General features: G+C 67.0%; 25 protein-coding genes. 13 read left to right on the top strand and 12 right to left on the bottom strand.

The genetic code is table 11. The features are described 5' to 3' along the window. Positions 1 to 38 precede the first annotated feature (38 nt). Complete coding sequence (locus ATE62_RS12275) at positions 39 to 842, top strand: HpcH/HpaI aldolase/citrate lyase family protein (RefSeq protein ID WP_058808877.1); 804 nt, start codon at positions 39 to 41, stop codon at positions 840 to 842. Between the two features lie 65 nt (positions 843 to 907). Then, the gene (locus tag ATE62_RS12270) at positions 908 to 2,404 is read left to right on the top strand and encodes a M28 family peptidase (protein WP_231736255.1); all 1,497 of its coding nucleotides are present in this window, start codon (positions 908 to 910) and stop codon (positions 2,402 to 2,404) included. Between the two features lie 39 nt (positions 2,405 to 2,443). Here ATE62_RS12270 and ATE62_RS12265 read toward each other — a convergent pair whose 3' ends face one another. Beyond that, positions 2,444 to 3,817 (bottom strand): class II 3-deoxy-7-phosphoheptulonate synthase, encoded by a 1,374-nt coding sequence (locus tag ATE62_RS12265; protein WP_058808879.1) that lies wholly within the window; start codon positions 3,815 to 3,817, stop codon positions 2,444 to 2,446. A gap of 245 nt (positions 3,818 to 4,062) precedes the next feature. Here ATE62_RS12265 and ATE62_RS12260 point away from each other — a divergent pair, with 245 nt between their 5' ends. The 4 genes from ATE62_RS12260 to ATE62_RS12245 are packed head-to-tail and all read left to right on the top strand — an operon-like array spanning position 4,063 to position 7,133. After that, positions 4,063 to 4,740 (top strand): cyclic nucleotide-binding domain-containing protein, encoded by a 678-nt coding sequence (locus ATE62_RS12260; RefSeq protein ID WP_231736254.1) that lies wholly within the window; start codon positions 4,063 to 4,065, stop codon positions 4,738 to 4,740. A gap of 43 nt (positions 4,741 to 4,783) precedes the next feature. After that, complete coding sequence (locus ATE62_RS12255) at positions 4,784 to 5,131, top strand: ArsC family reductase (protein ID WP_058808881.1); 348 nt, start codon at positions 4,784 to 4,786, stop codon at positions 5,129 to 5,131. Continuing rightward, positions 5,128 to 6,198, top strand: a complete 1,071-nt coding sequence (locus ATE62_RS12250) for a glycerophosphodiester phosphodiesterase (protein ID WP_058808882.1) — start codon at positions 5,128 to 5,130, stop codon at positions 6,196 to 6,198. Before ATE62_RS12255 ends, ATE62_RS12250 begins: the two co-directional genes overlap by 4 nt. Then, positions 6,195 to 7,133, top strand: a complete 939-nt coding sequence (locus tag ATE62_RS12245) for an aldo/keto reductase (RefSeq protein ID WP_058808883.1) — start codon at positions 6,195 to 6,197, stop codon at positions 7,131 to 7,133. Before ATE62_RS12250 ends, ATE62_RS12245 begins: the two co-directional genes overlap by 4 nt. A gap of 299 nt (positions 7,134 to 7,432) precedes the next feature. Here ATE62_RS12245 and ATE62_RS12240 read toward each other — a convergent pair whose 3' ends face one another. Genes ATE62_RS12240 through ATE62_RS12230 form a run of 3 tightly spaced genes read right to left on the bottom strand, consistent with a single transcriptional unit; the run spans position 7,433 to position 8,561 of the window. Continuing rightward, positions 7,433 to 7,654, bottom strand: coding sequence for a helix-turn-helix transcriptional regulator (locus ATE62_RS12240; protein ID WP_058810251.1), 222 nt, complete (start codon positions 7,652 to 7,654; stop codon positions 7,433 to 7,435). After that, positions 7,647 to 8,135: a hypothetical protein gene (locus tag ATE62_RS12235; RefSeq protein WP_231736253.1), complete on the bottom strand. Its 489-nt coding sequence runs from the start codon at positions 8,133 to 8,135 to the stop codon at positions 7,647 to 7,649. Before ATE62_RS12235 ends, ATE62_RS12240 begins: the two co-directional genes overlap by 8 nt. 3 nt (positions 8,136 to 8,138) lie before the next feature. Continuing rightward, on the bottom strand, positions 8,139 to 8,561 hold the full coding sequence (locus ATE62_RS12230) for a hypothetical protein (RefSeq protein WP_058810253.1): 423 nt from the start codon (positions 8,559 to 8,561) through the stop codon (positions 8,139 to 8,141). A 126-nt stretch (positions 8,562 to 8,687) separates the two neighbouring features. Here ATE62_RS12230 and panB point away from each other — a divergent pair, with 126 nt between their 5' ends. The 6 genes from panB (at position 8,688) to ATE62_RS12200 (ending at position 13,945) form a co-directional block, all read left to right on the top strand. Beyond that, complete coding sequence (gene panB, locus ATE62_RS12225; protein ID WP_156420680.1) at positions 8,688 to 9,551, top strand: 3-methyl-2-oxobutanoate hydroxymethyltransferase; 864 nt, start codon at positions 8,688 to 8,690, stop codon at positions 9,549 to 9,551. Between the two features lie 111 nt (positions 9,552 to 9,662). Further along, positions 9,663 to 10,436 (top strand): tetratricopeptide repeat protein, encoded by a 774-nt coding sequence (locus ATE62_RS12220; protein ID WP_058810250.1) that lies wholly within the window; start codon positions 9,663 to 9,665, stop codon positions 10,434 to 10,436. Then, positions 10,436 to 11,767 carry an outer membrane protein assembly factor BamB family protein gene (locus ATE62_RS12215; RefSeq protein WP_058810249.1) on the top strand — a complete coding sequence of 444 codons (1,332 nt, stop codon included), beginning with the start codon at positions 10,436 to 10,438 and terminating at the stop codon, positions 11,765 to 11,767. Before ATE62_RS12220 ends, ATE62_RS12215 begins: the two co-directional genes overlap by 1 nt. Before the next feature lie 47 nt (positions 11,768 to 11,814). Then, positions 11,815 to 13,203, top strand: coding sequence for a ribosome biogenesis GTPase Der (gene der / locus ATE62_RS12210; protein ID WP_058810248.1), 1,389 nt, complete (start codon positions 11,815 to 11,817; stop codon positions 13,201 to 13,203). Then, a complete protein-coding gene (locus tag ATE62_RS12205; RefSeq protein WP_058810247.1) occupies positions 13,193 to 13,426 on the top strand; it encodes a sulfurtransferase TusA family protein in 234 nt (77 codons plus the stop codon). The genes der and ATE62_RS12205 overlap by 11 nt, the downstream gene beginning before the upstream one ends. Before the next feature lie 114 nt (positions 13,427 to 13,540). Then, the gene (locus tag ATE62_RS12200; RefSeq protein WP_058810246.1) at positions 13,541 to 13,945 is read left to right on the top strand and encodes an Hpt domain-containing protein; all 405 of its coding nucleotides are present in this window, start codon (positions 13,541 to 13,543) and stop codon (positions 13,943 to 13,945) included. Here the strand turns inward: ATE62_RS12200 and ATE62_RS12195 are convergent. Beyond that, the gene (locus tag ATE62_RS12195) at positions 13,939 to 15,192 is read right to left on the bottom strand and encodes a DUF418 domain-containing protein (protein WP_058810245.1); all 1,254 of its coding nucleotides are present in this window, start codon (positions 15,190 to 15,192) and stop codon (positions 13,939 to 13,941) included. The two genes, ATE62_RS12200 and ATE62_RS12195, sit on opposite strands and share 7 nt — an antisense overlap. Positions 15,193 to 15,248: 56 nt before the next feature. After that, positions 15,249 to 16,493, bottom strand: coding sequence for a DUF418 domain-containing protein (locus ATE62_RS12190; protein WP_058810244.1), 1,245 nt, complete (start codon positions 16,491 to 16,493; stop codon positions 15,249 to 15,251). Between the two features lie 156 nt (positions 16,494 to 16,649). On the opposite strand from ATE62_RS12190, the gene ATE62_RS12185 reads away from it, so the two are divergent. Continuing rightward, positions 16,650 to 17,447: a Coq4 family protein gene (locus tag ATE62_RS12185; RefSeq protein WP_058810243.1), complete on the top strand. Its 798-nt coding sequence runs from the start codon at positions 16,650 to 16,652 to the stop codon at positions 17,445 to 17,447. A 71-nt stretch (positions 17,448 to 17,518) separates the two neighbouring features. On the opposite strand, the gene ATE62_RS12180 is transcribed toward ATE62_RS12185, so the two are convergent. The 6 genes from ATE62_RS12180 to ATE62_RS12155 form a co-directional block, all read right to left on the bottom strand. Beyond that, positions 17,519 to 17,920 carry a DUF3052 family protein gene (locus tag ATE62_RS12180; protein ID WP_058810242.1) on the bottom strand — a complete coding sequence of 134 codons (402 nt, stop codon included), beginning with the start codon at positions 17,918 to 17,920 and terminating at the stop codon, positions 17,519 to 17,521. Further along, positions 17,917 to 18,651, bottom strand: a complete 735-nt coding sequence (locus ATE62_RS12175; RefSeq protein WP_058810241.1) for a DUF72 domain-containing protein — start codon at positions 18,649 to 18,651, stop codon at positions 17,917 to 17,919. Before ATE62_RS12175 ends, ATE62_RS12180 begins: the two co-directional genes overlap by 4 nt. A gap of 209 nt (positions 18,652 to 18,860) precedes the next feature. Continuing rightward, positions 18,861 to 21,116 carry a phosphoribosylformylglycinamidine synthase subunit PurL gene (purL, locus tag ATE62_RS12170; RefSeq protein WP_058810240.1) on the bottom strand — a complete coding sequence of 752 codons (2,256 nt, stop codon included), beginning with the start codon at positions 21,114 to 21,116 and terminating at the stop codon, positions 18,861 to 18,863. Positions 21,117 to 21,201: 85 nt separating this feature from the next. Next, positions 21,202 to 21,492, bottom strand: a complete 291-nt coding sequence (locus ATE62_RS12165; RefSeq protein WP_058810239.1) for a hypothetical protein — start codon at positions 21,490 to 21,492, stop codon at positions 21,202 to 21,204. A 131-nt stretch (positions 21,493 to 21,623) separates the two neighbouring features. Further along, on the bottom strand, positions 21,624 to 22,040 hold the full coding sequence (locus tag ATE62_RS12160) for a DUF2177 family protein (protein WP_058810238.1): 417 nt from the start codon (positions 22,038 to 22,040) through the stop codon (positions 21,624 to 21,626). Continuing rightward, on the bottom strand, positions 22,037 to 22,696 hold the full coding sequence (locus ATE62_RS12155; protein WP_058810237.1) for a hypothetical protein: 660 nt from the start codon (positions 22,694 to 22,696) through the stop codon (positions 22,037 to 22,039). The genes ATE62_RS12160 and ATE62_RS12155 overlap by 4 nt, the downstream gene beginning before the upstream one ends. Positions 22,697 to 22,761 lie beyond the last annotated feature (65 nt).

Below are 22,761 nucleotides of genomic sequence, written 5' to 3'. Positions count from 1 at the left end.
TATTGCGGCTTTGGGCCGCTTGCGCCAGACAAAAGCGCATGGCCGACTTCGCTCCCCGCTCGCTGCTCTACGTCCCCGGCTCGAACGCGCGCGCGCTCGAAAAAGCGGGAGGGCTCGCCGCCGACATGCTGATCGTCGACCTCGAGGATGCGGTGCCTGCCGAGCGCAAGGCCGATGCGCGCGAAGCGATGCGCGCGGCGGTCATCGCGGGCTTTCCGGGCAAGCGCGTCGCGGTGCGGATCAACGGCACGGGCAGCGAGCATCAGGCGGCGGACATCAACGCGGTCGCAGGGCTGGCGATCGATGCGGTGGTGCTGCCCAAGGTCGATGCGATCGCCGATCTCGAGCCCGCGCGCGGGCTGGGGCTGCCGCTGCTTGCGATGATCGAGACGCCGGCCGCGATCTACGCCGCGCGCGACGTCGCCGCCGACGCATCGGTCGCGGGGCTGATCGCGGGGCTCAACGACCTCGCGCACGAGTTGAAGCTGCCTGACGGCATGGACCGTAGCGCGATGAGTCATGCGATACAGGCGATCGTGCTCGGCGCGCGGGCGGGCGGGGTGTGGTGCTTCGACGGCGTCTATAATGCGATCGACGATGCCGCGGGTTTCGCCGCCGAGGCGGGCGAGGGGCGGCGGCTGGGTTTCGACGGGAAGACGCTGATCCATCCGTCGCAGGTCGACCCGTGCAACGCCGCCTTTGCGCCTTCGGCACGCGAGATCGCTGCGGCAGAGGCATTGGTCGCTGCGGCGACGGGCGGGGCGCAGCGGCACGACGGGCGGATGATCGAGGACATGCATGTGGCGGCGGCAAGGGCGCTGCTGGAACGCGCCGGACGATAGACGCCCCGCAGCTTTCGACGAACGTGCCTTGCCCGGCTCCCGCGAGCGTGCCATGCCGCGCGCCCATGCACGCAACTAAATTTCGCGCCGCGATCGCGGCCGTCGCCCTTCTGGCCTTCGCCGCCCCCGCCGTCCACGCCAAGCCCCTCGACGCCCCGGTCACCGAGGCCGAGCTGGCCGCCGACATTAAAGTCCTGGCGAGCGACGCCTTCGAGGGCCGCGCGCCGGGGACCGAGGGCGAGGATCGCACCATCGCCTGGATCGTCGGCCAATGGGCGAAGCTCGGGCTCGAACCCGTGCCGGGCAGCGCGACGCCCTGGCTGCAGCCGGTGCCGCTGGTCGAGACGCAGTCGGTCGACGGCAGCGTCAAGTTCAAGAGCAAGGGGCGCGAGGTCAAGCTTGCCGCCGACAGCCTGATCCTCACCGGGCGCGACCCGTCGCTCGCGCTCGCCGACGTGCCCGTCGTCTTCGTCGGCTATGGCGTCGACGGCGCGGGCAAGGTCAATGCCGATGTCGCGGGCAAGCTCGCGATCCTGCTCTATGAAAATGCGCCCTTCGGCGAGAAGCTGCCGCGCTATCGCGAACGGCGCCAGATGCTCGCCGACGCCGGCGCCGCGGGCGTGCTCGTGGTCGCGCCCGACAGCCTGCCGTGGGAGGATCTGCGCGCCTCGCTCGGCAGCAAGAGCGTGCGCCTCGCGAGCGCCAAGCCCGGCGCACAGGCGAGCGGTTTCATCGCGCAGCCCGCGCTCCAGACCTTGCTCGGCAAGCAAGCCGAGGGCGCGCTGACCGCGGCCAAGAGCGCCGACTATCGCGGGCTCGCACTGCCGCTGACCGCCGACCTGTCGGCGACCACCACGGTGCGCCCCTTCGCCAGCCACAATGTCATCGCCAAGCTGCCCGGCGCCAAGCCCGACGGCAAAGCGGTGCTCTTCCTCGGCCATTGGGACCATCTCGGTATCTGCGGCGAGGAAGGCGACGCCGACCGCATCTGCAACGGCGCGGTCGACAATGCGAGCGGCATCGCGGTGCTGGGCGCGGTGGCGAAGCGCCTGACCGCGGGCCCGCGCCCCGACCGCGACATTTATTTCATGGCGACCACGGCGGAAGAGAAAGGGCTGATCGGCGCTTATTATTTCGCCGACCATCCGGTGGTGCCCTTGAGCGACATCACCGTCGCGCTCAACATCGACACCATCGCGATCTCGCCGCGCGGCACGCCGGTCGCGACGATCGGGCGCGGGCGGCCCGCCTATGACGCGGTGATCCGCAAGGTCGCGGCCGACCTGGGGCGGAAGCTCGACGAGGATGGCGAGGCCGACGCCTTCGTCCAGCGGCAGGACGGCTGGGCGCTCGGCGCCAAGGGCGTGCCGTCGCTGATGGTCGGCGGCAGCTTTTCGGACATGAAATTGCTCGAGGCGTTCCTCGGCAGCGATTACCACCGCGCGACCGACAATTTCAGCGATGCGATCCCGCTCGGCGGCGCGGCCGAGGACGCCGACCTGCATGTCGCGCTGGGCCGGGCGTTTGCCGATACCAAGACCTGGTCGGGGACCGAGAAGTAAAGAGGCGCCGCCCCCGAAGAGGGGCGGCGATCTTGTGGCTTACGCCGCCTGCTTCGCCCGCTCGGCCATTTCCTGGTTGAGCATCTCGGCCAGCAGGAACGCGAGCTCGAGCGACTGCCCCGCGTTGAGGCGCGGGTCGCAATGCGTGTGATAGCGGTCGGCGAGGTCCATCTGGGTCACGTCCATCGCGCCGCCGGTGCATTCGGTGACATTCTGGCCGGTCATCTCGATATGGATGCCGCCGCCATGCGTGCCCTCGGCGCGGTGCACGGCAAAGAAGCCGCGCACTTCGGCCAGGATGCGCTCGAACGGGCGCGTCTTGTAGCCGTTGGGCGTCTTGATGACATTGCCGTGCATCGGGTCGCACGACCAGACGACGGGATGGCCCGATTCCTTCACCGCGCGCACCAGCTTGGGCAGATGCGCCTCGATCTTGTCGTGGCCGTAGCGCGTGATCAGCGTCATGCGGCCCGCGACATGATTGGGGTTGAGGGTGTCGAGCAGGCGCAGCAGCACGTCGGGCTCGAGGCTCGGGCCGCATTTCATGCCGACCGGATTGCCGATGCCGCGGAGGTACTCGATATGCGCCGAGCCTTCGAAGCGCGTGCGGTCGCCGACCCACAGGAAGTGGCCCGAGGTGTCGTACCAGCCGCCGGTCAGGCTGTCCTGCCGCGTCAGCGCCTGCTCATAGGGGAGCAGCAGCGCCTCATGACTGGTGTAGAAGCTGGTGCCCTTGATCTGCGGGACCGTCTCGGGCGTCACGCCGCACGCTTCCATGAAGGCGAGCGCTTCGGAGATGCGCGCCGCGGTCTCCTGATATTTCTTGGCCCAGGGGCTGCGGTCCATGAAGTCGTGCGTCCAGGCGTTGACCTGGTGCAGGTTGGCATAACCGCCGCCGGCGAAAGCGCGCAGCAGGTTCAGCGTCGCCGCCGACTGGTTATACGCCTTGACCATGCGCTGCGGATCGGGGGCGCGGCCCTCGGCCTCGAAGGCGATGTCGTTGATGATGTCGCCGCGATAGCTCGGCAACTCGACGCCGTTCACATCCTCCATGTCGGCCGACCGCGGCTTGGCGAACTGGCCCGCCATGCGGCCGAGCTTCACCACGGGCATTTTCGACGCGAAGGTCAGCACGACCGCCATCTGGAGCAGCACGCGGAAGGTGTCGCGGATATTGTTCGGATGGAATTCGGCGAAGCTCTCGGCGCAGTCGCCGCCTTGCAGCAGGAACGCCTTGCCCTCGGCGACGCGGCCGAGCTCGCGCGTCAGGTCGCGCGCTTCGCCCGCAAAAACCAGCGGCGGATAGTTCGACAGCTCGCGCTCGGCGGCGGCGAGCGCCGCGTCGTCGCTGTAGGTGGGAAGCTGGCGGGCCTCGTGCGAGCGCCAGCTGTGCGGCTGCCATTGCTGTGTCATAACCAAAAAATCCAAAATCCGAATCGCGCGCCGCCATGGCGCGAACCCGCGCGGGAGGCAAGGATAAGGAAATTAGCATCGGCGGCGCCTTTGCGCACCTATGCTTTTCTTTGCCGCCAAAAACTGATAGTTTGCTATGGTTTTTGGGGCATGCGCCGGGGGGCCGGCCGCCATCCGTTCGGCAATCCGTAACCTTATATACTTAGTGGCCTTGCTCAAGGGGCCGCAAAGACGAAAAGATGGATATGGCGAGTTTGGATCCCGCATGGCTGGGGTACGGTGCGCTGCTCGCGATCCTCGCGATCAGCTTTGCCATGCGCCTCGTGCATGTCCGGATCGGGCTGGCAATCGCATCGGTCTTTGCGCTGCCGATCGCGATCTCGCACTGGCCGGGCGCCGGCTATTCGCTGCTGCTGATCGTCATCCTCGCGGTCAATCTGGGGCAGGCGGTGCGCGGACGGATCGGCGAGGGCCAGATTCGCTTCACGCCCGAGGAACAGGAACTGCGCCGCCTCCATTTCGAGAAGCTCGGCGCCGCGGACGTGCGCCGCCTGATCGATCATGGCCACTGGATTTCGGCGCGGCGCGGCGAGGTGCTGATCCGCGAGGATCAGGCGGCGCCCAGCCTCTTCTACCTCGCCGACGGCAGCGCGACGATCCGCCGCGAGGGCGTCGATGTCGGCACGCTCGCGGGCGGGGCGCTGATCGGCGAAGCGACGGTGCTCGACGGCAGCCATGCGACGGGCACGGTGCTGCTCGCGAGCAATGCGCGGCTGTGGTTCATGCCCGCCGCGGCGCTGCGCGCCTATCTGGGGGCCAATCCCGACATCGCCGCCGCGCTCCACGAGGGTTTCGCACGCGCGCTGCGCGGCAAGCTCGCGAGTGCCAACGCCCGCATTGCCGACTTGCCGCCTATCGCTTAGGATTGCCGCATATTTGTCATCGGCAACTTCTAGCGTGGGTTTAATGGCACTGACTCTCTACGGAATTCCCAATTGCGACACGGTGAAAAAGGCGCGGCGCTGGCTCGATGCGGCGGGGGTTCCGCATACGTTCCACGATTTTCGCAAGGACGGGCTCGACCCGGCGAAGCTGCAGTTCTGGATCGACGCGATCGGCTGGGAGAAATTGCTCAACAAGGCCGGGACGACCTTTCGCCAACTGCCCGACGCCGACAAGGCGGGGCTCGACACGGGCAAGGCCAAGGCGCTGATGCTCGCGCAGCCCGCGATGATCAAGCGGCCGGTGGTCGAGACCGACGACGGGGTGAGCGTGGGCTTTTCGGCCGACGAGTGGCAGAAGCGCTTTGCATGATCCGGCGCCCCGCCGCGCTGTTCGCGCTGCTGCTCGCGGCGTGCGGGGCTGAGCCGATGGCGGCGCAGGCCCCCACGCTCGACGGCCAGCCGGCGATCCTGATCGCGCACCGCGGTGCCTCGGGCGAGCGGCCCGAGCATACGCTGGAGGCGTACAAGCTCGCGATCGAACTCGGCGCCGACTATATCGAGCCCGATCTGGTCTTGACCAAGGACGGCGTGCTCGTCGCGCGGCACGAGAACGAGATTTCGGAAACGACGAACGTCGCCGACCATCCCGAATTCGCGTCGCGCAAGGCGACCAAGACGATCGACGGGCAGGAGTTTACCGGCTGGTTCACCGAGGACTTCACCCTCGCCGAACTCAAGACGCTGCGCGCGAGGGAGCGGCTGCCGCAGCTCCGCTCGACCGATTATGACGGGCGCTACGCCGTGCCGACCTTCGACGAGATCCTCGATCTGCTGGTCGAGGCCAATAAGGGGCGCAAGGTTCCGATCGGCGTCTATCCCGAGACCAAGCATCCGAGCTATTTCATCGGGATCGGCCTGCCGCACGAGGCGGCGCTGCTCGCGGCGCTCGACAAATATGGCTATAGGGGCCGCAGCGCGCCCGTTTTCATCCAGAGCTTCGAGGTCGCGAACCTGAAAGCGATCCGTGCGAAGAGCGACCTGCCGCTGATCCAGTTGATGGATGCCGAGGGCGGACCCGCCGACGATGCCAAGACCAGCTACGCCGCGATGGCGACGTCCGGGGGCTTGAAGGCGGTCGCGGTCTATGCCGACGGTATCGGCCCGAACAAGGCGATGGTGATCCCGCGCGGCGCGCTCGGCACGCTCGGCGACCCGACCAGCCTGGTGAAGGACGCGCACGCCGCGGGGCTCAAGGTCCATCCCTGGACCTTCCGCCGCGAGAATTATTTCCTGCCGCTGGGCGACAAGGCGGGGATCGATCCGGCGGGTCATGGCGACTTGGCGGCCGAGATTTCGGCCTATCTCAAGACCGGCATCGACGGGTTGTTCAGCGACAACAGCCGCGAGGCCGCCGCGGTGATGAAAGGCGCAAGATGACTCAACGCCCCCTCGGCAACAGCGGCCTCTCGATCCGCCCCTTCGTGCTTGGCGGCAATGTCTTCGGCATGACTGCAGGCCGCGACGCGAGCTTCGCGGTGCTCGACCGCTTCGTGGAGCGCGGCGGCGGGATGATCGACACCGCCGACGTCTATTCGGCGTGGGTTCCGGGGCACAAGGGCGGCGAGTCCGAGAGCATGATGGGCGCGTGGCTGAAGGAAAGCGGCGCGCGCGACGAGGTGCTGATCGCGACCAAGGTCGGGATGATGCCCGGCGGGCTCAAGCCCGAGCGCATCCGCGACGCGGTGCAGGGCTCGCTGGAGCGGCTCGGTGTCGAGACGATCGACCTCTATTTTGCGCACAAGGACGATCCCGACGTGCCGCTGGACGAGGTGCTCGGCGCCTTCGCCGAGCTGATGGATGCGGGCATCGTGCGCGCCATCGGTGCGTCCAATTATTCGGCGGGCCGCCTCGCCGAGGCGCTGCGCGTTGCGGACGAGAAGGGGCTGCCGCGCTTCACCGCGATGCAGCCCGAACTCAACCTGCTCGACCGCGGGCAATATGAGGGCGCGCTGCAGGATCTCTGCATCGCCGAGGGGCTGGGCGTGGTCACCTATTTCAGCCTCGCGTCGGGCTATCTATCGGGCAAGTACCGCAGCCTCGACGACATCGGCCATCGTGCGCGCGGTCCGCGGGTGAAGCCCTATATCGAGGGCAAGGGCCCGGCGATGCTCGCGGCCATGGACGCCGTCGCGGCCGAGACCGGCGCGAGCCTGTCGCAGATCGCGCTCGCCTGGGTCGCGGCGCAGCCGGGCGTGACCGCGCCGATCGCCAGCGCGACGAGCGTCGCGCAGCTCGACGAGAGCATGGGCAGCGAGGATCTGGTGCTGAACGAGGATCAACTCGCGGCGCTGACGGCTGCGGGGCGCGACTGATCGCGTTACAGCTGACGGCAGGTATCGGGCGATAGCGGACATCTTAATCCTCCCTGCGGCGAAGCCGTGGGGAGGGGGACCACCCGCAGGGTGGTGGAGGGGTGCGGGAGGTCATACGCCGAGTTCGGCTGCACGCACCCCTCCACCATGCTTCGCATGGTCCCCCTCCCCATCGCTTCGCGATAGGGAGGATTAAGTACGTCCGCTCCCCACCCCAAAGCCGCCACCCACGGGCCAAATATTCGGCCCGGCATCGGCCCCGGGGAGAGCCTGATGCCGGGCCGGCGCGGCCGCGCGTCTCAGCTATTGCCGTCGGTCCACTGGAAGACGGCCTCGAGCGGCTTGTCGAAGCAGCGCGCGATGCGGAAGGCGACTTCGAGCGACGGCGAATATTTGCCCTGTTCGATCGCGGCGATCGTCTGGCGGGTCACCCCGACGCGGTCGCCGAGCTCGCCCTGCGTCATCTCGCCCGCGAGGAAGCGCAGGGTGCGGATGTCGTTGGTGAAGGGGAGACTAGCCATGCCAGCCCCTCCGGTAGCTCATCAGCACGACGACGCTGTTCACCAGCCCGGAGGCGACGATCGCGAACAGGCCGGCGTTCGCCAGCGGCACCCCGCTCGTGACGAAGGGCATATAGACCGCGACGATCGTCGTCCCCACCAGCAGGACATAATAGGCGATGGTCGCCCCGCGGCGGTGGATTGCGCGGTCGCGCTCGTCGGCGCGTGCGCGCTCCGACTTCGGGGCCTGCGCCCACAGGATGGCGGTGCCGACCATGGCGATGATCGCGTGTGCGATGGCGATCGAGCCGAACAGCCACAGCATCGGGAACACCTCGCGCCCGGCGGGATGCCCGGCGAGGATGAGCCCGAAATAGAGGGTGTAGGCGGCGAGCGGGGCGATGGCGTTCAGCCACGCAGTCTTTTCACGGAAGTTCATCGACGAGTCTCCGGTGTCGTCGCCGGCAAGCTGCCGGGCGGATTCGAGGATCGCGGGGGACATGGTTCAATAGCCCCGGCGATAGAGGTAGAGTTGGGTGCCGATGCGCACGAGCTCGGCGACGACGAGCGTCGCGATCATCATGTTGAGCTGCTGCGCCTGGCTGATGCCCCAGAAGATCAGGAAGATGTTGATCCAGATGCCGACCACCAGCGGGTAATAGGCATAATGCGTACCGCGCATGTGGAAGCTGCGGTCGCGCTCGTCCTCCTTGATGTCGACCTCGGCGCGGTTGCGGATCGCGAGGAAGGCCGTCGCCACGGTCATCGCGACGATGATCGCGATGGTGACGGGCACAAGCAGCCCCGCCGTCGCCCACACCCCCGCGGGGCTGTCGGCGATCTGCCAGGGATAGACGAGGAAATACCAGCCGAACGCGGCGGCCATCGTCACCAAGGTGACCCAGTGAATCTTCTCGCGGAACGCCATTATCAACTCCATGTCAGGTGATTCGAACTCTATGTCTAATATTTTTAACATGAAGTCAAGACGGGATGACATGGCCCCGGCTTTGCCGCTTTCGCGTCCGGGCAGAAGCCGCTAAGCCGCCGACCCATGTCCACCATCTCCAAAACGCTCACCTTCGACACCTCGACGAGCCGCGCCAACCCGACGCCGCAGCCGATGAAGCGCCTGACGGTGCCGCGGATTCGCCAGCGCAAGGGCGGCGAGCCGATCGTCATGCTCACCGCCTATACGGTGCGCCAGGCGCAGCTGCTCGACCCGCATTGCGACATGCTGCTGGTCGGCGATTCGCTGGCGCAGGTGATCTATGGCCTGCCGCATACGGTCGGGGTGACGATGGACATGATGGCGCTGCACGGCGCCGCGGTGGTACGCGGCAGCTATCATGCCGCGGTGATCGTCGACATGCCCTTCGGCAGCTATGAAGGCAGCCCGCAGCAGGCGTTCGACAATGCCGCGCGGCTGCTCAAGGAGACGGGCGCCGCGGCGGTCAAGGTCGAGGGCGGCAAGGTGCTGGCGCCGACGATCGAATTCCTGACCCAGCGCGGCATCCCGGTGATGGGCCATGTCGGGCTGACCCCGCAGGCGGTGAACATCCTCGGCGGCTATGGCGTGCGCGGCAAGAGCGAGGAAGAAGCGCGCTCGATCGTCGAGGATGCGGTCGCGGTCGCGCAGGCGGGCGCTTTTTCGATCGTCATCGAGGGCGTGCTCGAATCGATCGCGATCGAGATCACGAACAAGGTGGCCTGCCCCACGATCGGCATCGGCGCGTCGGCGCAGTGCGACGGGCAGGTGCTGGTCACCGACGACATGCTGGGCATGTTCGAACGCGTGCCCAAGTTCGTGAAGAAATATGAGGATATGGCCGGCGTCATCGGCGGCGCGGTCAAACATTATGCGGACGAAGTCAGGTCCCGTTCATTCCCCACCGAAGATCAGATCTACGCTGGATAAGCCGAGCAAAGCGGTGGTGCCCAGCCGAGTGAAAGGCTTGGCCTTTTCGGGCGCCGTCGCTAAGGAAACCACCGGCCGCGCCGTCGCGCGGTCCGGACATGGAGGATATGCGTGGCGCTGAGCCCGACGAACAATGCGGCCCTGATGCAGGAAGTGGACGACGCCGTCCGCAAGGATCGGCTCGACAATATCTGGCAGCGGTTCGGGCGCTGGATCGTCGTGGGCGTGATCGCGGCGCTGCTCGCCTTCGGCGGTTACCTCTATTGGGGGCACAGGCAGGAAGAAGCGCGCGGCGAACATGCCGAGGCGCTGCTCGCCGCGATCGACAAGGCCAAGGCCGGCCAGCCGACCGCCGCGACCACCGACCTGACCAAGCTGGAAGCCGACGGCGGCGATGCCTATCGCGCCGCGGCGCTGTTCCAGCAGGCGAATATGAAGGCCGAGCGCGGCGATACCAAGGCCGCCGCGGCGCTGATGGCGAAGGCCGCCGCCGACACCAAGCTCGACCAGTCGCTGCGTGACCTCGCGCTGCTGCGCCAGACGGCGTTCGAATTCGACACGCTGAAGCCCGAGGTGGTGATCGCGCGGATGAAGCCGATGGTCGACGCCAAGGACCCGCCGTCGAGCTTCTTTTCGAGCGCCGCCGAGCTGAGCGCGATCGCGCATTGCCAGCTCGGCCAGTATAAACAGGCGGGCGCGCTCTACGGCCGCATCACCGATGCCCCCAATTTGCCCAAGTCGCTGCAGTCGCGTTCTGTGCAGATGGCGGGCATGCTGGGTATCGACACCGTCAAGGATCGCGCGGCCGAAAGCGCCGCCAAGGACAAGCAAGCCGGGGTCGCGCCTAAGGCGGCCACCGCCGCTGCAGCTGAGGAAAAGAAATAATGCGTAATGCGAAATTTGCCGGCGCGGCGCTGATGGCCCTGTCGCTCGCCGGTTGCGGCGTGTTCAAGGGCAACGGCGGGCCGAAGACCCCGACCGTCGGCGAGCGCGTGTCGATCCTGTCGAACGACAACAGCGTCAAGGTCGACGCCGCCACCGCGTCGGTCGCGGTCGTGCTGCCCGAACCCGCGGTCAACGCGAACTGGGCGCAGTCGGGCGGCAACGCTTCGAAATCGATGGGCCACCCCGCGCTCGGCGCGTCGCGCAGCCAGATCTGGTCGGCGAGCATCGCGGGCGGCAACAACAAGCAGCGCCTCGCCTCGGCGCCCGTCGTGTCGGACAACCGCCTGTTCGCGGTCGGCACCGACGCCGTCGTCTATGCCTTTTCGGCCGATACCGGCGCGGCGCTGTGGCGCGTGTCGATCGGCAGCGAGGGCAAGGATTTCAAGGATTCGCTGTTCGGCGGCGGCGCGTCGGTCGACGGCAATGTCGTCTATGCGACCAGCGGCGTCGGCGACGTCGCGGCGCTCAATGCCACCGACGGATCGGTGCTGTGGAAGGTGAAGCCCGCAGGCCCGCTGCGCGGCGCACCGACGGTCGCCTTCGGCGGCGTCTATGTGATCAGCCAGGACAATCAGATCATCGCGCTCAACGCGGCCAATGGCGCGGTGCTGTGGCAGGCGACCGCCTCGCTCGAAGCCGGCAGCATCTTCGGCGCGGGTTCCCCCGCCGCCGGGCAGGGCACGATCGTCGCGGGCTATTCGTCGGGCGAGGTGCAGGCCTATCGTTACGAGAACGGCCGCGACCTGTGGGAAGACGCGCTGGCGCGCACCTCGATGGCGCTGTCGGTGTCGACGCTGTCGGACGTCGACGCCGATCCTGTGATCGACCGCGGCCGCGTCTTCGCGCTGGGGCAGGGCGGACGCATGGCGAGCTATGAGCTCGTCACCGGTCAGCGTACCTGGGAGATCTCGATCGCCGGCATCTCGACGCCTTATGTGGTCGGCGAGTGGGTCTATGCGATGACCGACGACGCCAAATTGCTGTGCGTCGCGCGCGCGACGGGCAAGGTGCGCTGGATGCAGCAGCTGTCGCGCTTCCGCGTCGAGACCGAAAAGAAGAAGAAGGACCCGATCCGCTGGACCGGCCCGATCCTGGCCGGCGGCCGGCTGATCGCGGTGAACAGCGAGGGCCAGCTCGTCGAGTTTTCGCCGACCGACGGGTCGACGGTGGCGACGACCGACTTCGACACGCCGCTGTCGCAGCCGCCGATCGTCGCGAACAACGTCCTCTATATCTTGGCGGACGACGGGCGCATCACCGCCTGGCGCTGAATTGAAGTCGGGGCCGGGGCGGTCCCGACAGGAACAGGAATAAACGCATGGCGCGGTCCGCAACGATCGCCATTGTCGGCCGGCCCAATGTCGGCAAATCGACGCTGTTCAACCGGCTGGTCGGCAAGCGCCTGGCGCTGGTCGACGACCAGCCCGGGGTGACGCGCGACCGGCGCGAGGGCGACGGCAAGCTGCTGGGGCTGGAATTCCGCATCGTCGACACCGCGGGTTTCGAGGATCAGGATGCCGCGACCTTGCCCGGCCGCATGCGCGTACAGACAGAGAAAGCGGTGCGCGAGGCCGATGCGGCTCTGTTCATGATCGACGGCCGCGCCGGGGTGACCCCGCTCGACGAGGAAATCGCGCGCTGGCTGCGCAGCGAGGACACGCCGATCATCCTGCTGGTCAACAAGGCCGAGGGCAAGCAGGGCGAGAACGGCCTGATGGAAAGCTATTCGCTCGGCTTCGACAATCCGATCGCGCTCAGCGCCGAGCATGGCGAGGGCGTCGTCGACCTGTTCGACGCGCTGCGCCCGATCGTCGAGGGCTTCGACGCCGAAACCGCGGCGACCGCGCCGCCGGCGCTCGGCGGCGAAGAGGATGAGGACGCGCCGCTCGGCCCGATGAAGCTCGCGATCGTCGGGCGGCCGAATGCGGGCAAGTCGACCCTCATCAACCGCATGATCGGCGAGGACCGGCTGATCACCGGGCCCGAGGCGGGGATCACGCGCGATTCGATCCGCGTCGACTGGCAATGGGAAAAGGACGGCGAGGTCCACGAGATCCAGCTGTTCGACACCGCGGGCATGCGCAAGCGCGCCAAGGTGGTCGACAAGCTGGAGAAATTGTCGGTCGCCGACGCGCTGCACGCGGTCGATTTCGCCGAGGTCGTGGTGCTGCTGCTCGACGCGACCAAGGGGCTCGAGGCGCAGGATCTGCGCATCGCCGACAAGGTGCTGCAGGAAGGCCGCGCGCTGATCGTCGCGCTCAACAAGTGGGACGTCGCCGAGGATCCCTCTTCGCTGTACAATGGCGTGCGCACCGCGCTCGACGACGGGCTCTCCCAGGTCAAGGGCGTACCGGTGCTCACCATTTCGGGCGCGACGGGCAAGGGGATCGACACGCTGGTGCGCGTCGCCTTCGAACAGCGCGACATCTGGACCAACCGCGTCTCGACCGCGAAGCTCAACCGCTGGTTCGAGGCGGCGGTCGACGCCAATCCGCCGCCGGCGCCGGGCGGCAAGCGGATCAAGCTGCGCTATATCACCCAGGCGCGGACGCGGCCGCCGACCTTCGTCGTCTTCGGCACGCGCACCGACGCGCTGCCGGGCAGCTACGAACGCTATCTGGTCAACGGCATGCGCAAGGAGCTGGGGTTCCAGGGCGTGCCGGTGCGGCTCAATTTCCGCAATTCGCGCAATCCCTATGACGAGTGACGCGGCGACGAGCGACGCGGTAAGCGTCGTAACCGTCGACACGCGCGGCATGCGCTGTCCTTGGCCCGCGTTGCGGCTGGCGCGCGCGATGCGCAGCGATGCCGCGGTGATCCTGCTCGCCGACGACCCGCAGGCGGGGCGCGAAATCGCGGCGCTGGCGGCCGAGAACGGCTGGTCGCTGGCCGCCGAGAGCGACGAGTGCTGGCTGGTCCGCCGCAGCTGACCCAAAACGGGCCGCATTCGCCTGGGGCACGCGAATCGTAACGGCTTTTTTACCGGGTTCGCGGCATGACGGGCGCGGGACCACGGACCGATTTTAACGCCAAGGGACAGAAGAGTGGACGATATCCTGGTCGATTGGGATGAATTCCGCGCGACGCGCACCCAGCTCGGGGCCGCCTTCGTGCGGATTTTGGGTTATTTTCGCGAGGACGGCACCAAATCGGTCGCCGCGATCGAGGAAGCCATGCGCGCCCGCGACGCCCGCGGCCTCGTCATGCCCGCGCACACGCTGAAGGGCGAATCGCGCCAGTTCGGGGCCGAGAAGCTCGCCGAGCTCGCCGAGGATATCGAAACCTTCGCGCGCCACTGCGTCGAGGCGCAGATCAGCCCCGAGGAATATCTGCCGCGCGTCGTCGAACTGCGCCCGCTGTTCGAAAAGACGCTGGCGGAGCTGGAGCGCGAGGCGAACCCGCTAGTCCAGCGGCGCCCGACGGGGTTCGGGCGCGCCGTCGGTTACTGAGCCGGCGCAACCTTTTTCATCGGCTGGAGCGACCCGCGTGCGAGGCTGCGCCATAGCCATTCGAGCGGGCCGTAGCGATAGCGGTCGAGCCAGGGTTTCGACCACAGCAGCATGACCGCCCACATCGCGGCGCAATAGAGGTAGAGCGTCCAGCGCCCGACGTCGCCGAACAGCCCCAGCCCATAGCCGTAGAAGATCGTCGTCATCACGATGCTGGTGCCGAGATAGTTGGAGAAGGCGGCGCGCCCCGCCGCGGCGACGCGCGCGATGAAGGGGCTCGACGCCGCGCGGCGGATCAGCAGCACGAGCAGCGCGGCATAGGCGATCGTCATCATCAGCCGCCCCGGACCCGCCCAGGCCATGAAGGCGTTGACCGCGACGATATAGTCGAAGCCCGAGCGCCACTGGAGCCAGCCGACGATCAGGGTGAGCAGCACCCCGGGCGGTAACCAGCGGAGCGCAATGCGGCGATAGGCTTCGGCGGTCCATGACCCGGTGAGGAAGCCGCTCCGGAACAGTGCCATGCCCAGCATCATCAGCGGCAGCGTTTCGAGCATCGTCATCAGCACGCCGACGACGGGGTTCGCGGCGCTGCCCAGCCGCTCGTCGAGGATGGGACCATAGGGCCCGCGGTAGAGCGCGAGTTCCTCGGTCACTTCCGCGTCGATCTTGGCATATTCGTCGCGCACGTCGCGGCCCGCCTCGGCCATGGGCGAGGCGGGATTGTCGGCCTGCGCGGCGATGAACAGCTGCGCGCCGAAGAAGAGCGAGGTCAGCACCACGCCCAGCGTGAACAGCCCGATCGCCCATTTGATCAGCCGCCGCGCCTCCCATTTGCGGAAGCCGAAGGCGATGCAGCCGACGCTCGCGTAGAGGAAGAGGATGTCGCCCCACCAGATGAAGAAGAAATGGCAGAGGCCGAAGACCGCGAGCCACGCCATGCGACGATAGTGGACGGCGCGCGGGCTCTGGCCGTTCGCCTCGGCGCGGTCGATGATGAGGAGCATGCTCGCGCCGAACAGGATCGAGAAGAGCCCGCGCATCTTGCCGTCGAAGAGCAGGAAGCCCATCGCCCAGGCCGCGATGTCCGACGACGTCTCGCCGCCATAGGCCTTGGGCGAGACATAGGCCATTTCGGGCATCGCGAAGGCGACGATGTTCATCGCCAAGATACCCATCACCGCGAAGCCGCGCAGCGCGTCGAGGGTGATCAGGCGGTCGCCCGTAATGTCTCTATCTTCGCGCATATCGCTCTCCACTGTATTATATATATAATACAGATGCGGCGCGTGGCGTCCAGCGCCTAATTCTTGCGCATCGGTTGCAGGCTGAGGCGCGACAGGCTGCGCCACAGCCATTCGAGCGGGCCGTAGTGGTAGCGCGCGAGCCACGGTTTCGACCAGAGCAGCATCGCCGCCCACATGCCGAAGCAGAAGAGATAGAGCGGGGCGCGGCCGACGCTGCCGAACAGTCCGAGCCCATAGCCGTAGAAGATCGTCGTCATGACGATCGACGTCACGAGGTAATTGGTGAAGGCCATGCGCCCCGTCGCGGCGAGGCGGGCGCGCACCGCGTCGCTCGCGCGCGTCTGGATCAGCAGCATGATCAGCGCCGCCCAACCGACCGCCATCAGGATGTCGAAGGGGAGCGAGAAGACGAGGCTGGTCGAAAAGACCGTCATCGTCGCAAAGCCCGTTTCGATGCTGTGCCACGCCATCCATGCCAGCACGGGCGCCGTGATCGCGAAGCAGAGGCCCGCCCATTTGGCGTAGCGCGCGGCGCTCCATTCGCCGGTCAGCATGCGCGACTTGTAGAGCGCCATGCCGATCAGCATCAGCGCCATCGTCTCCCACGCGAAGAGCATGACCTGGATCAGCGGCTCGATCGCGGCTTCGCCCAGGCGCATGCCCGCGATCTGGGCATAGCTGCCGAGGAAATGCGCGACGTCCTTGGCATAGGTCGGCGAGTTCGGGCCCATCATCGCGTTGAACTGGTCCATCTGCTCGCGCATCGCCGCGGCATCGGCGGCGGGCAGGCGGCCCGCCTCGAGCGCGGCGAAGGAAATCCAGGTCGAGCCGAGGATGGCGAGCGAGATGAGCAGGAACACCCCGGCCCAGATCAGCAGCGCGCGGATCGAGAGGTTCCGGAACAGGAAGAGCAGCAGCCCGCACACCGCGTAGAGCGAGAGGATGTCGCCGAACCAGATGAAATAATAATGGGCGAGGCCGAACAGCAGCAGCCACAGCATGCGCATATAATGGCTGCCCGCGGCGCTGCGTCCGCCCGCGGTGGCGTTTTCGATCACGAGCAACGTGCTCGCGCCGAACAGGATCGAGAAGAGCCCGCGCATCTTCGAATCGACGAAGACGAAGTTGAACGCCCAGGTCGCGAGGTCGCTGCCGCTCGGCGCGCCGCCCGCGGCGGGGTTGAAATAGGCGCTCATCGGCATCGCGAAGGCGACGATGTTCATCGCCAAAATGCCCATCACCGCGACCCCGCGGATCGCGTCGAGGCTTTCATAGCGTGTCGCCGCACTGCCGTTCGTCATGCCCGTTCCCCCTCAGGACCGGGGTAGAGCTATCGCTCCGCCCGCGCAGCGTCGAGCGGTTATTTCCGGCACCGGATCCCCGTTCATCAACTATTGACATCTATGTCAGTAATGCTAGGGTGCAATCAGCAACGATTCGAGACGAGGTTCTCCCCCATGACCGCGACCACCGCCACGATCCCGACGATCTTCTCCCACCCCGACCGCCAGCCCGCGAAGTTCCGCCCACTGAAGGCGCTCCGGCACTTCCGCAACCTCATCAAGGACAAGGAAGACACCGAACAGGTGTTCCACATCTTCGAGAATCTGCCGCGCAAGGGCTTCATGGACGACGCGCGCGCTTTCGTGGAAAGCGAAAAGGGCCGCCAGCTGATGGCGAGCGAGCCCTATCTGCCCGACCTGCTCGACGATCACAGCTGGATCGACGAACTGCCCGAGGGCACGGTCGGCCACGCCTATGTGACCTTCATGCGCCGCGAGGGCCTGTCGGCCGCGGGGCTGGTCGCCGAGGCCGACAAGATGGGCCGCCCGAAGTTCGACGACCAGATCCAGTGGTATGCCAATCGCCTGCGCGACACGCACGACCTGTTCCACATCCTGACCGGCTATGGCCGCGACGCGCTCGGCGAGCAGTGCGTGCTCGGCTTCACCTATGGCCAGACGGGCAATTACGGCAATTTCTTCATCGCCTATGCCGGCGGTTACGAGCTCAAGCGCCGCGTCGACGGCGGCGCCCCGGTGATGGGTGCGATCCGCCAGGGCCAGCGCCACGGCAAGGCGTCGCAGGCGATCATCGAGCAGGATATCCGCGCGCTGCTCGCCGAGCCGCTCGACACCGCGCGGGCGCGGTTGGGGATCGGCGAGCCGACGCTCTACAAGGAAGCGCACCGGGCGTACCGCAGCCGCGGCATCGACCCGTATAACTTCCTCGCGGCGCAGGCCGTGGCGGCTTGACCGGATAGATCCTCCCCTTCGCGGAGCGATGGGGAGGATCTGGTCAACGGCAACATACGCCGATCCGGAGTTCAGCGTAGCTCTTTGCGGATCATCAGCTTCAGGCCCGACCACACGGCGTCGACCGCGCAGACCTTCACATCGACCAAGCCCATGGGCAGGCAGATGTCGCGGATGACATCTTCGGTGATGTCGGTCGCGACCTTCGAGGCTTTCTTGGGCCAGCTCACCCAGACGAAGCCCGCGGGATCGATCAGCGTCCGCAATTCGGCCAGCAGGCGGGTGAGTTCGGCGCGCTCGGTGCTGAAGATATGCGCGGCCTGCAGGCCCGCTTCGGGCGCGGCGCGTTCGTCGAGCGCGACATCCCCGATCTCTTCGCGCACGCTGTCGGGCATCGCGTGGAACCACGCGGTCATGCCGTCCTTCAGCGATAGTTTCTTCGCTAGCGGGGTGCCCGAATAGCCGGTGGTCACAGCCGTGCGATCAGCGCCTGCGCGGCGGCGGGGTTGCGGACCTTGGCGCCCGAGATGAAGAAGAGGAAGACGTCGCGGTCGCCCTTGGCCCAGTCCTTGGCTTGGGCGGCCCATCGGTCGAGCGCCTCGGCGTCATAGCCGGTTTCGACATCCTCCTGGCTGCGTTGCAGCCGCGCGTAGGTGAAGTCGGCGGTCTGCTCCTCGATGCACGGGAATTCGTCGCTGTCGGCGTAGACGACCGCCATGTTGCGTTCGCGCAGCATGGCGAGGAACGCCGGGTCGCGGAAGCTTTCGTGGCGGACCTCGATCGCGTGGCGGAGCGGGACGCCATCCTGCGTGTCGGGGAGCAGGTCGAGGAAACCCGCAAAATCGTCGGCGTCGAATTTCTTGGTCGCCATGAACTGCCAGTGGATCGGGCCGAGCCGATCGCCGAGCCGGGTCAGCCCCTGCGTCAGGAATTTCTCGATCGAGGCGGCGCCGTCTTTCAGCACCTTGCGGTTGGTGGTGAAGCGCGAGGCCTTGACGCTGAACTTGAAACCGTCGGGGACCGCGGCCGCCCAGCCCGCAAACGTCTCGGGCTTCTGGCTGCTGTAATAGGTGCCGTTGATCTCGATCCCGGTGAGATGCTGGCCGGCATATTCGAGCTCGCGCTTCTGCGGATGCTTGTCGGGGTAGAAGGTGCCGCGCCAGGGTTCGAAGGTCCAGCCGCCGATGCCAATGTGGATGCTCATGACTTGCTTCTCTCCTGCGGACGGCTGCGCTTGTTCCCTTATCTCGCACGAAGCCACGAAGCCACAAAGAGGGCGTGCCGATCCGGCGTACATCGCCCCATGCAAGAGCGTCCGTCATAGCGCTGCGCGCTATCGGCGCATATCGATGTCGCAGCTACGCACCCTCTTTGTGGCTTCGTGGCTTTGTGCGAGTCCTTCTTGCTTGAATCTCAGGCCAGCGCCGCGTCGGCGCCCATCAGGTTCGGGAAGAAACCTTCGTGGGCTTCGCGCAGTTCGGCGAGCGTCACCTGATGGTCGCTGTCGGGCAGTTCGAAGACGATGCGGTCCTTGATCGTGCGGCCGACGGGGTCGACCGGCACGTCGGCGCGGCCCGCGGCGTCGAGGAAGTCGGCGAGGCAGGTGTCGCAGACGGTGACCAGATAAAGGCCCTGATCCTCGCCGAAGAAGCTTTCGGCGACGCCGAAGGGCTGTTCTTCGCTGACGAGCACGCCGATGTTTGACTTCAAGGCCATTTCGGCGAGCGCGACCGCGATGCCGCCGTCGGACACGTCGTGGCACGCGGTGATCCAGCCCGCGTTGATCGCGGTGCGGATGAAGTCGCCGGTCCGCTTTTCGCAGCGGAGGTTCACCGACGGCGGCGGGCCTTCCTCGCGGCCGTGGATTTCGCGCAGCCATATCGACTGGCCGAGATGGCCGGCGCGTTCGCCGACCGCCATCACGATGTCGCCGGTGCGCTTGAAGCCGATGCCGACGGCGCGGTTCAAATCCTCGATCACGCCGACGCCGCCGATCGCGGGGGTCGGCAGGATCGCGCTGCCGCCGCCGGTCGCCTTGCTCTCGTTATAGAGGCTGACGTTGCCCGAGACGATCGGATAGTCGAGCGCGCGGCACGCCTCTGCCATGCCGTCGAGGCAGCCCGTGATCTGGCCCATGATCTCGGGGCGCTGCGGGTTGGCGAAGTTGAGGCAGTTGGTGATCGCGAGCGGCGTCGCGCCTACCGCGGTGATGTTGCGCCACGTCTCGGCGACCGCCTGTTTGCCGCCCTCGACCGGGTCGGCGTAGCAATAGCGCGGGGTGCAGTCGGTGCTCATCGCGAGCGCGCGGTTGGTGCCGTGGATGCGGACGAGCGCGGCGTCGCCGCCGGTCTGCAGCGTGTCGGCGCCGACCTGGCTGTCGTACTGCTCGTAAATCCAGCGGCGGCTGGCGATGTCGGGAGTGCCTATCAGCGTCTTGAGGTCGGCGGCGACGTCCTTCGTCTCGGGAACGTCAGTGAGTTCGGCCTGCTTGGGCGTCGGCACGTGCGGGCGATCGTAGAGCGGCGCGTCGTCGGCGAGCGGGGCGAGGGGGATATCGCAGACGATCTCGCCATGATGTTCGAGCACCATGCGGCCGGTGTCGGTGACGGTGCCGATCACCGCGAAGTCGAGCTCCCATTTGTGGAAGATCGCCTTCGCGAACTCTTCCTTGCCGGGTTTCAGGACCATCAACATGCGTTCCTGCGATTCGGACAGCATCATTTCATAGGCCGTCATGCCGGTTTCGCGCTGCGGCACATCGTCCATCTTGAGGTGGAGGCCGACGCCGCCCTTCGACGCCATTTCGACCGACGAGGAGGTGAGGCCCGCGGCGCCCATGTCCTGAATCGCGACGATCGCGTCCGACGCCATCAGTTCGAGGCATGCCTCGATCAGCAGTTTTTCGGTGAAGGGGTCGCCGACCTGCACGGTGGGGCGCTTTTCCTCGGCATCCTCGCCGAAGTCGGCGCTCGCCATGGTCGCACCGTGGATGCCGTCGCGGCCGGTTTTCGAGCCGACATAGACGATCGGATTGCCGACGCCCGATGCGGCCGAATAGAAGATCTTGTCCTGCTCGGCGACGCCGACGGTCATCGCGTTGACGAGGATATTGCCGTCATAGGCCTTGTGGAAATTGACCTCGCCGCCGACCGTCGGGACGCCGACGCAATTGCCGTAACCGCCGATGCCGTGGACGACGCCCGAGATGAGATGCTTCATCTTCGGGTGATCGGGGCGGCCGAAGCGCAGCGCGTTGAGGTTGGCGACGGGGCGCGCACCCATGGTGAAGACGTCGCGGAGGATGCCGCCGACCCCGGTCGCCGCGCCCTGATAGGGTTCGATGTACGACGGGTGGTTGTGGCTCTCCATCTTGAAGATCGCGGCGAGCTTCTTGCCGTCGGGCCCTTCGCCGATGTCGATGACGCCGGCATTCTCGCCGGGGCCGCAGATCACCCAAGGGGCTTCGGTAGGCAGTTTCTTCAAATGGATGCGCGAGCTTTTGTAGCTGCAATGCTCGGACCACATGACCGAGAAGATGCCGAGTTCGACGAGGTTCGGCTCGCGCCCGAGGGCGGAGAGGACGCGCTCATACTCTTCCGGCGAGAGGCCGTGTTCGGCGACGATCTCGGGGGTGATGACGGAGGCGGGCGCGGTTGCGGTCTGAGTCATGGCGCGCCTTTAGCGAGGTGCGCGCGATTGGAACAGACCCCATGACCGCTTTCGGGCGATAAATGGGGCCTGTTCCGGTCTGAGATCAGCGCGCCGCGAGCACGGTGACCGAGGCCTTGAGCGGCTCGACGTCCTTGAGCGCGAATTCGACCTGCTGCGAACCGACGGTGCCGCGCACCTTGCGCGGGCCGACGCGCAGCGAGAAGCGCTTGCCGGTCGCTTCGTCGACGCCGTCGATCACGCGGCGTTCGCCGACGGTCTTGATCGTATAGCTGTAGATGCGGCCTTCATGCTCGAAGCGGCGGACCTCTTCGGCATGCGCCGCCGCGGGGACGAGCGCGAGCAGGGTCAGCATGGGGAGGATGATCTTTTTCATGATGCAAGTCCTTGTTTGTTGAACAAAACTTGCCTTTACGCCCCTCTCTCTTGTGCGGTGCAGCATGGCGGGGCCGCGGAGTCGCGGCAATTGCAAAGAATGGAATCGCGATTGCGCGGCGCGGCGAGGGGTCAGGCGCTGCGCGGGAGCAGCGCGAGCACCAGCCAGGCCGCGGCGCCCGCCGCGAGGCCCGTCGCGGCAGTTCCCCAGGCGATGTCGGCGAGGGTGACCTTGAGCGACCAGATCTTCATCGTCGCATGGTTGGTGAGGTCGTAGGTCATGTAGCAGAAGAAGCCGAACAGCGCGCCGTAGAGCGCCGCGACCTGCCAGCGGCCCGCCTCGAGCGCGGGGGCCACCGCGAAAATCTGGATGCCGAGCATGTAGAGCGCGTAGAAGGCCAGCGCCGGCGCGGGGCGCCAGCCGTCCATCAGCAGCTCGCCGATTTCGGGGCGGTAGAGCTTGGGCCCGACCTTGGTCAGCCAGATCGCGTCGAGGATGCCAAAGATCAGCGCGGTCAGGCCGTAGCCGGCGACATGGTGCAGCGTCATGCGGGGGCTCCGGCGAGCTGGCGGTTGGCGCCGGCCCAGGCCGCGGTGGCGGCGAGCAGGGTGTAGGCGAAGAGCATCGTCGCGGGGATGGCGAGCGAATAGGCGGGCTCCTTCGGCCCGAACCAGTCGATACCTTGCGCGAAGGCGAGCAGGCCGGCGAGGATCCAGAGGCGCCTGTTGCCGGCGGGGGCCTGGGTGCGGCGCGCATAATAGAAGAGCGCCGCGCCGATAAAGGCGAGCTCGAGCGGCATCGCGACCGCGGGATGGTTCCAGAGGCCCAGCCCGAGCTTCGGCGGCGCGCCGAAGAGGGTGAGGTCGGGGATATGGACGAGGAGGTCGACGAACCAGTGCGACAGCACGACCAGCGCCGCGCCGATCGCCGCGGCGCGGCGCTTCGTCGCCGCGAGGACGAGCGCGCCGAAGGCCGCGGCCCACAGCAGGCTGCCGAGCAGGCTGTGCGTATAGGGCATGTGATGGAGGTCCATCGGGTTCATCGCGGTGATGCCGGGTTCAATCCGCATCGCCTCGATCCCCGGGACCAGCAGCGCGGCGAAGCCGATGTCGACGAGCTGCGCCGCGACGAAGAGCGTGCCGAGGCCCGCGGCTTTCGGCCGGGCGGCGGCGACCAGCGCCGGGGCGAAATGGCCGATGAACATGGCGGGAGCCTAGCCCAAGCGGTGCAGGGGTCAATGGGGCGATGAATGGCGCGAGGGTGGGGGGC

Source organism: Sphingopyxis sp. HIX (assembly GCF_001468285.1).
Classification (GTDB): domain Bacteria; phylum Pseudomonadota; class Alphaproteobacteria; order Sphingomonadales; family Sphingomonadaceae; genus Sphingopyxis.
Note: the sequence above shows the minus strand (reverse complement) of the source record. Positions and strands in the feature narration are given on the sequence as shown.

Excerpts from the sequence above, each read along its gene's own strand:
- ATE62_RS12275 (WP_058808877.1), top strand. The coding sequence starts at position 39 with ATGGCCGACTTCGCTCCCCGCTCGCTGCTCTACGTCCCCGGCTCGAAC.
- ATE62_RS12270 (WP_231736255.1), top strand. The coding sequence starts at position 908 with ATGCACGCAACTAAATTTCGCGCCGCGATCGCGGCCGTCGCCCTTCTG.
- ATE62_RS12265 (WP_058808879.1), bottom strand. The coding sequence starts at position 3,817 with ATGACACAGCAATGGCAGCCGCACAGCTGGCGCTCGCACGAGGCCCGC.
- ATE62_RS12260 (WP_231736254.1), top strand. The coding sequence starts at position 4,063 with ATGGCGAGTTTGGATCCCGCATGGCTGGGGTACGGTGCGCTGCTCGCG.
- ATE62_RS12255 (WP_058808881.1), top strand. The coding sequence starts at position 4,784 with ATGGCACTGACTCTCTACGGAATTCCCAATTGCGACACGGTGAAAAAG.
- ATE62_RS12250 (WP_058808882.1), top strand. The coding sequence starts at position 5,128 with ATGATCCGGCGCCCCGCCGCGCTGTTCGCGCTGCTGCTCGCGGCGTGC.
- ATE62_RS12245 (WP_058808883.1), top strand. The coding sequence starts at position 6,195 with ATGACTCAACGCCCCCTCGGCAACAGCGGCCTCTCGATCCGCCCCTTC.
- ATE62_RS12240 (WP_058810251.1), bottom strand. The coding sequence starts at position 7,654 with ATGGCTAGTCTCCCCTTCACCAACGACATCCGCACCCTGCGCTTCCTC.
- ATE62_RS12235 (WP_231736253.1), bottom strand. The coding sequence starts at position 8,135 with ATGTCCCCCGCGATCCTCGAATCCGCCCGGCAGCTTGCCGGCGACGAC.
- ATE62_RS12230 (WP_058810253.1), bottom strand. The coding sequence starts at position 8,561 with ATGGCGTTCCGCGAGAAGATTCACTGGGTCACCTTGGTGACGATGGCC.
- panB (WP_156420680.1), top strand. The coding sequence starts at position 8,688 with ATGTCCACCATCTCCAAAACGCTCACCTTCGACACCTCGACGAGCCGC.
- ATE62_RS12215 (WP_058810249.1), top strand. The coding sequence starts at position 10,436 with ATGCGTAATGCGAAATTTGCCGGCGCGGCGCTGATGGCCCTGTCGCTC.
- der (WP_058810248.1), top strand. The coding sequence starts at position 11,815 with ATGGCGCGGTCCGCAACGATCGCCATTGTCGGCCGGCCCAATGTCGGC.
- ATE62_RS12205 (WP_058810247.1), top strand. The coding sequence starts at position 13,193 with ATGACGAGTGACGCGGCGACGAGCGACGCGGTAAGCGTCGTAACCGTC.
- ATE62_RS12195 (WP_058810245.1), bottom strand. The coding sequence starts at position 15,192 with ATGCGCGAAGATAGAGACATTACGGGCGACCGCCTGATCACCCTCGAC.
- ATE62_RS12190 (WP_058810244.1), bottom strand. The coding sequence starts at position 16,493 with ATGACGAACGGCAGTGCGGCGACACGCTATGAAAGCCTCGACGCGATC.
- ATE62_RS12185 (WP_058810243.1), top strand. The coding sequence starts at position 16,650 with ATGACCGCGACCACCGCCACGATCCCGACGATCTTCTCCCACCCCGAC.
- ATE62_RS12175 (WP_058810241.1), bottom strand. The coding sequence starts at position 18,651 with ATGAGCATCCACATTGGCATCGGCGGCTGGACCTTCGAACCCTGGCGC.
- purL (WP_058810240.1), bottom strand. The coding sequence starts at position 21,116 with ATGACTCAGACCGCAACCGCGCCCGCCTCCGTCATCACCCCCGAGATC.
- ATE62_RS12165 (WP_058810239.1), bottom strand. The coding sequence starts at position 21,492 with ATGAAAAAGATCATCCTCCCCATGCTGACCCTGCTCGCGCTCGTCCCC.
- ATE62_RS12160 (WP_058810238.1), bottom strand. The coding sequence starts at position 22,040 with ATGACGCTGCACCATGTCGCCGGCTACGGCCTGACCGCGCTGATCTTT.
- ATE62_RS12155 (WP_058810237.1), bottom strand. The coding sequence starts at position 22,696 with ATGTTCATCGGCCATTTCGCCCCGGCGCTGGTCGCCGCCGCCCGGCCG.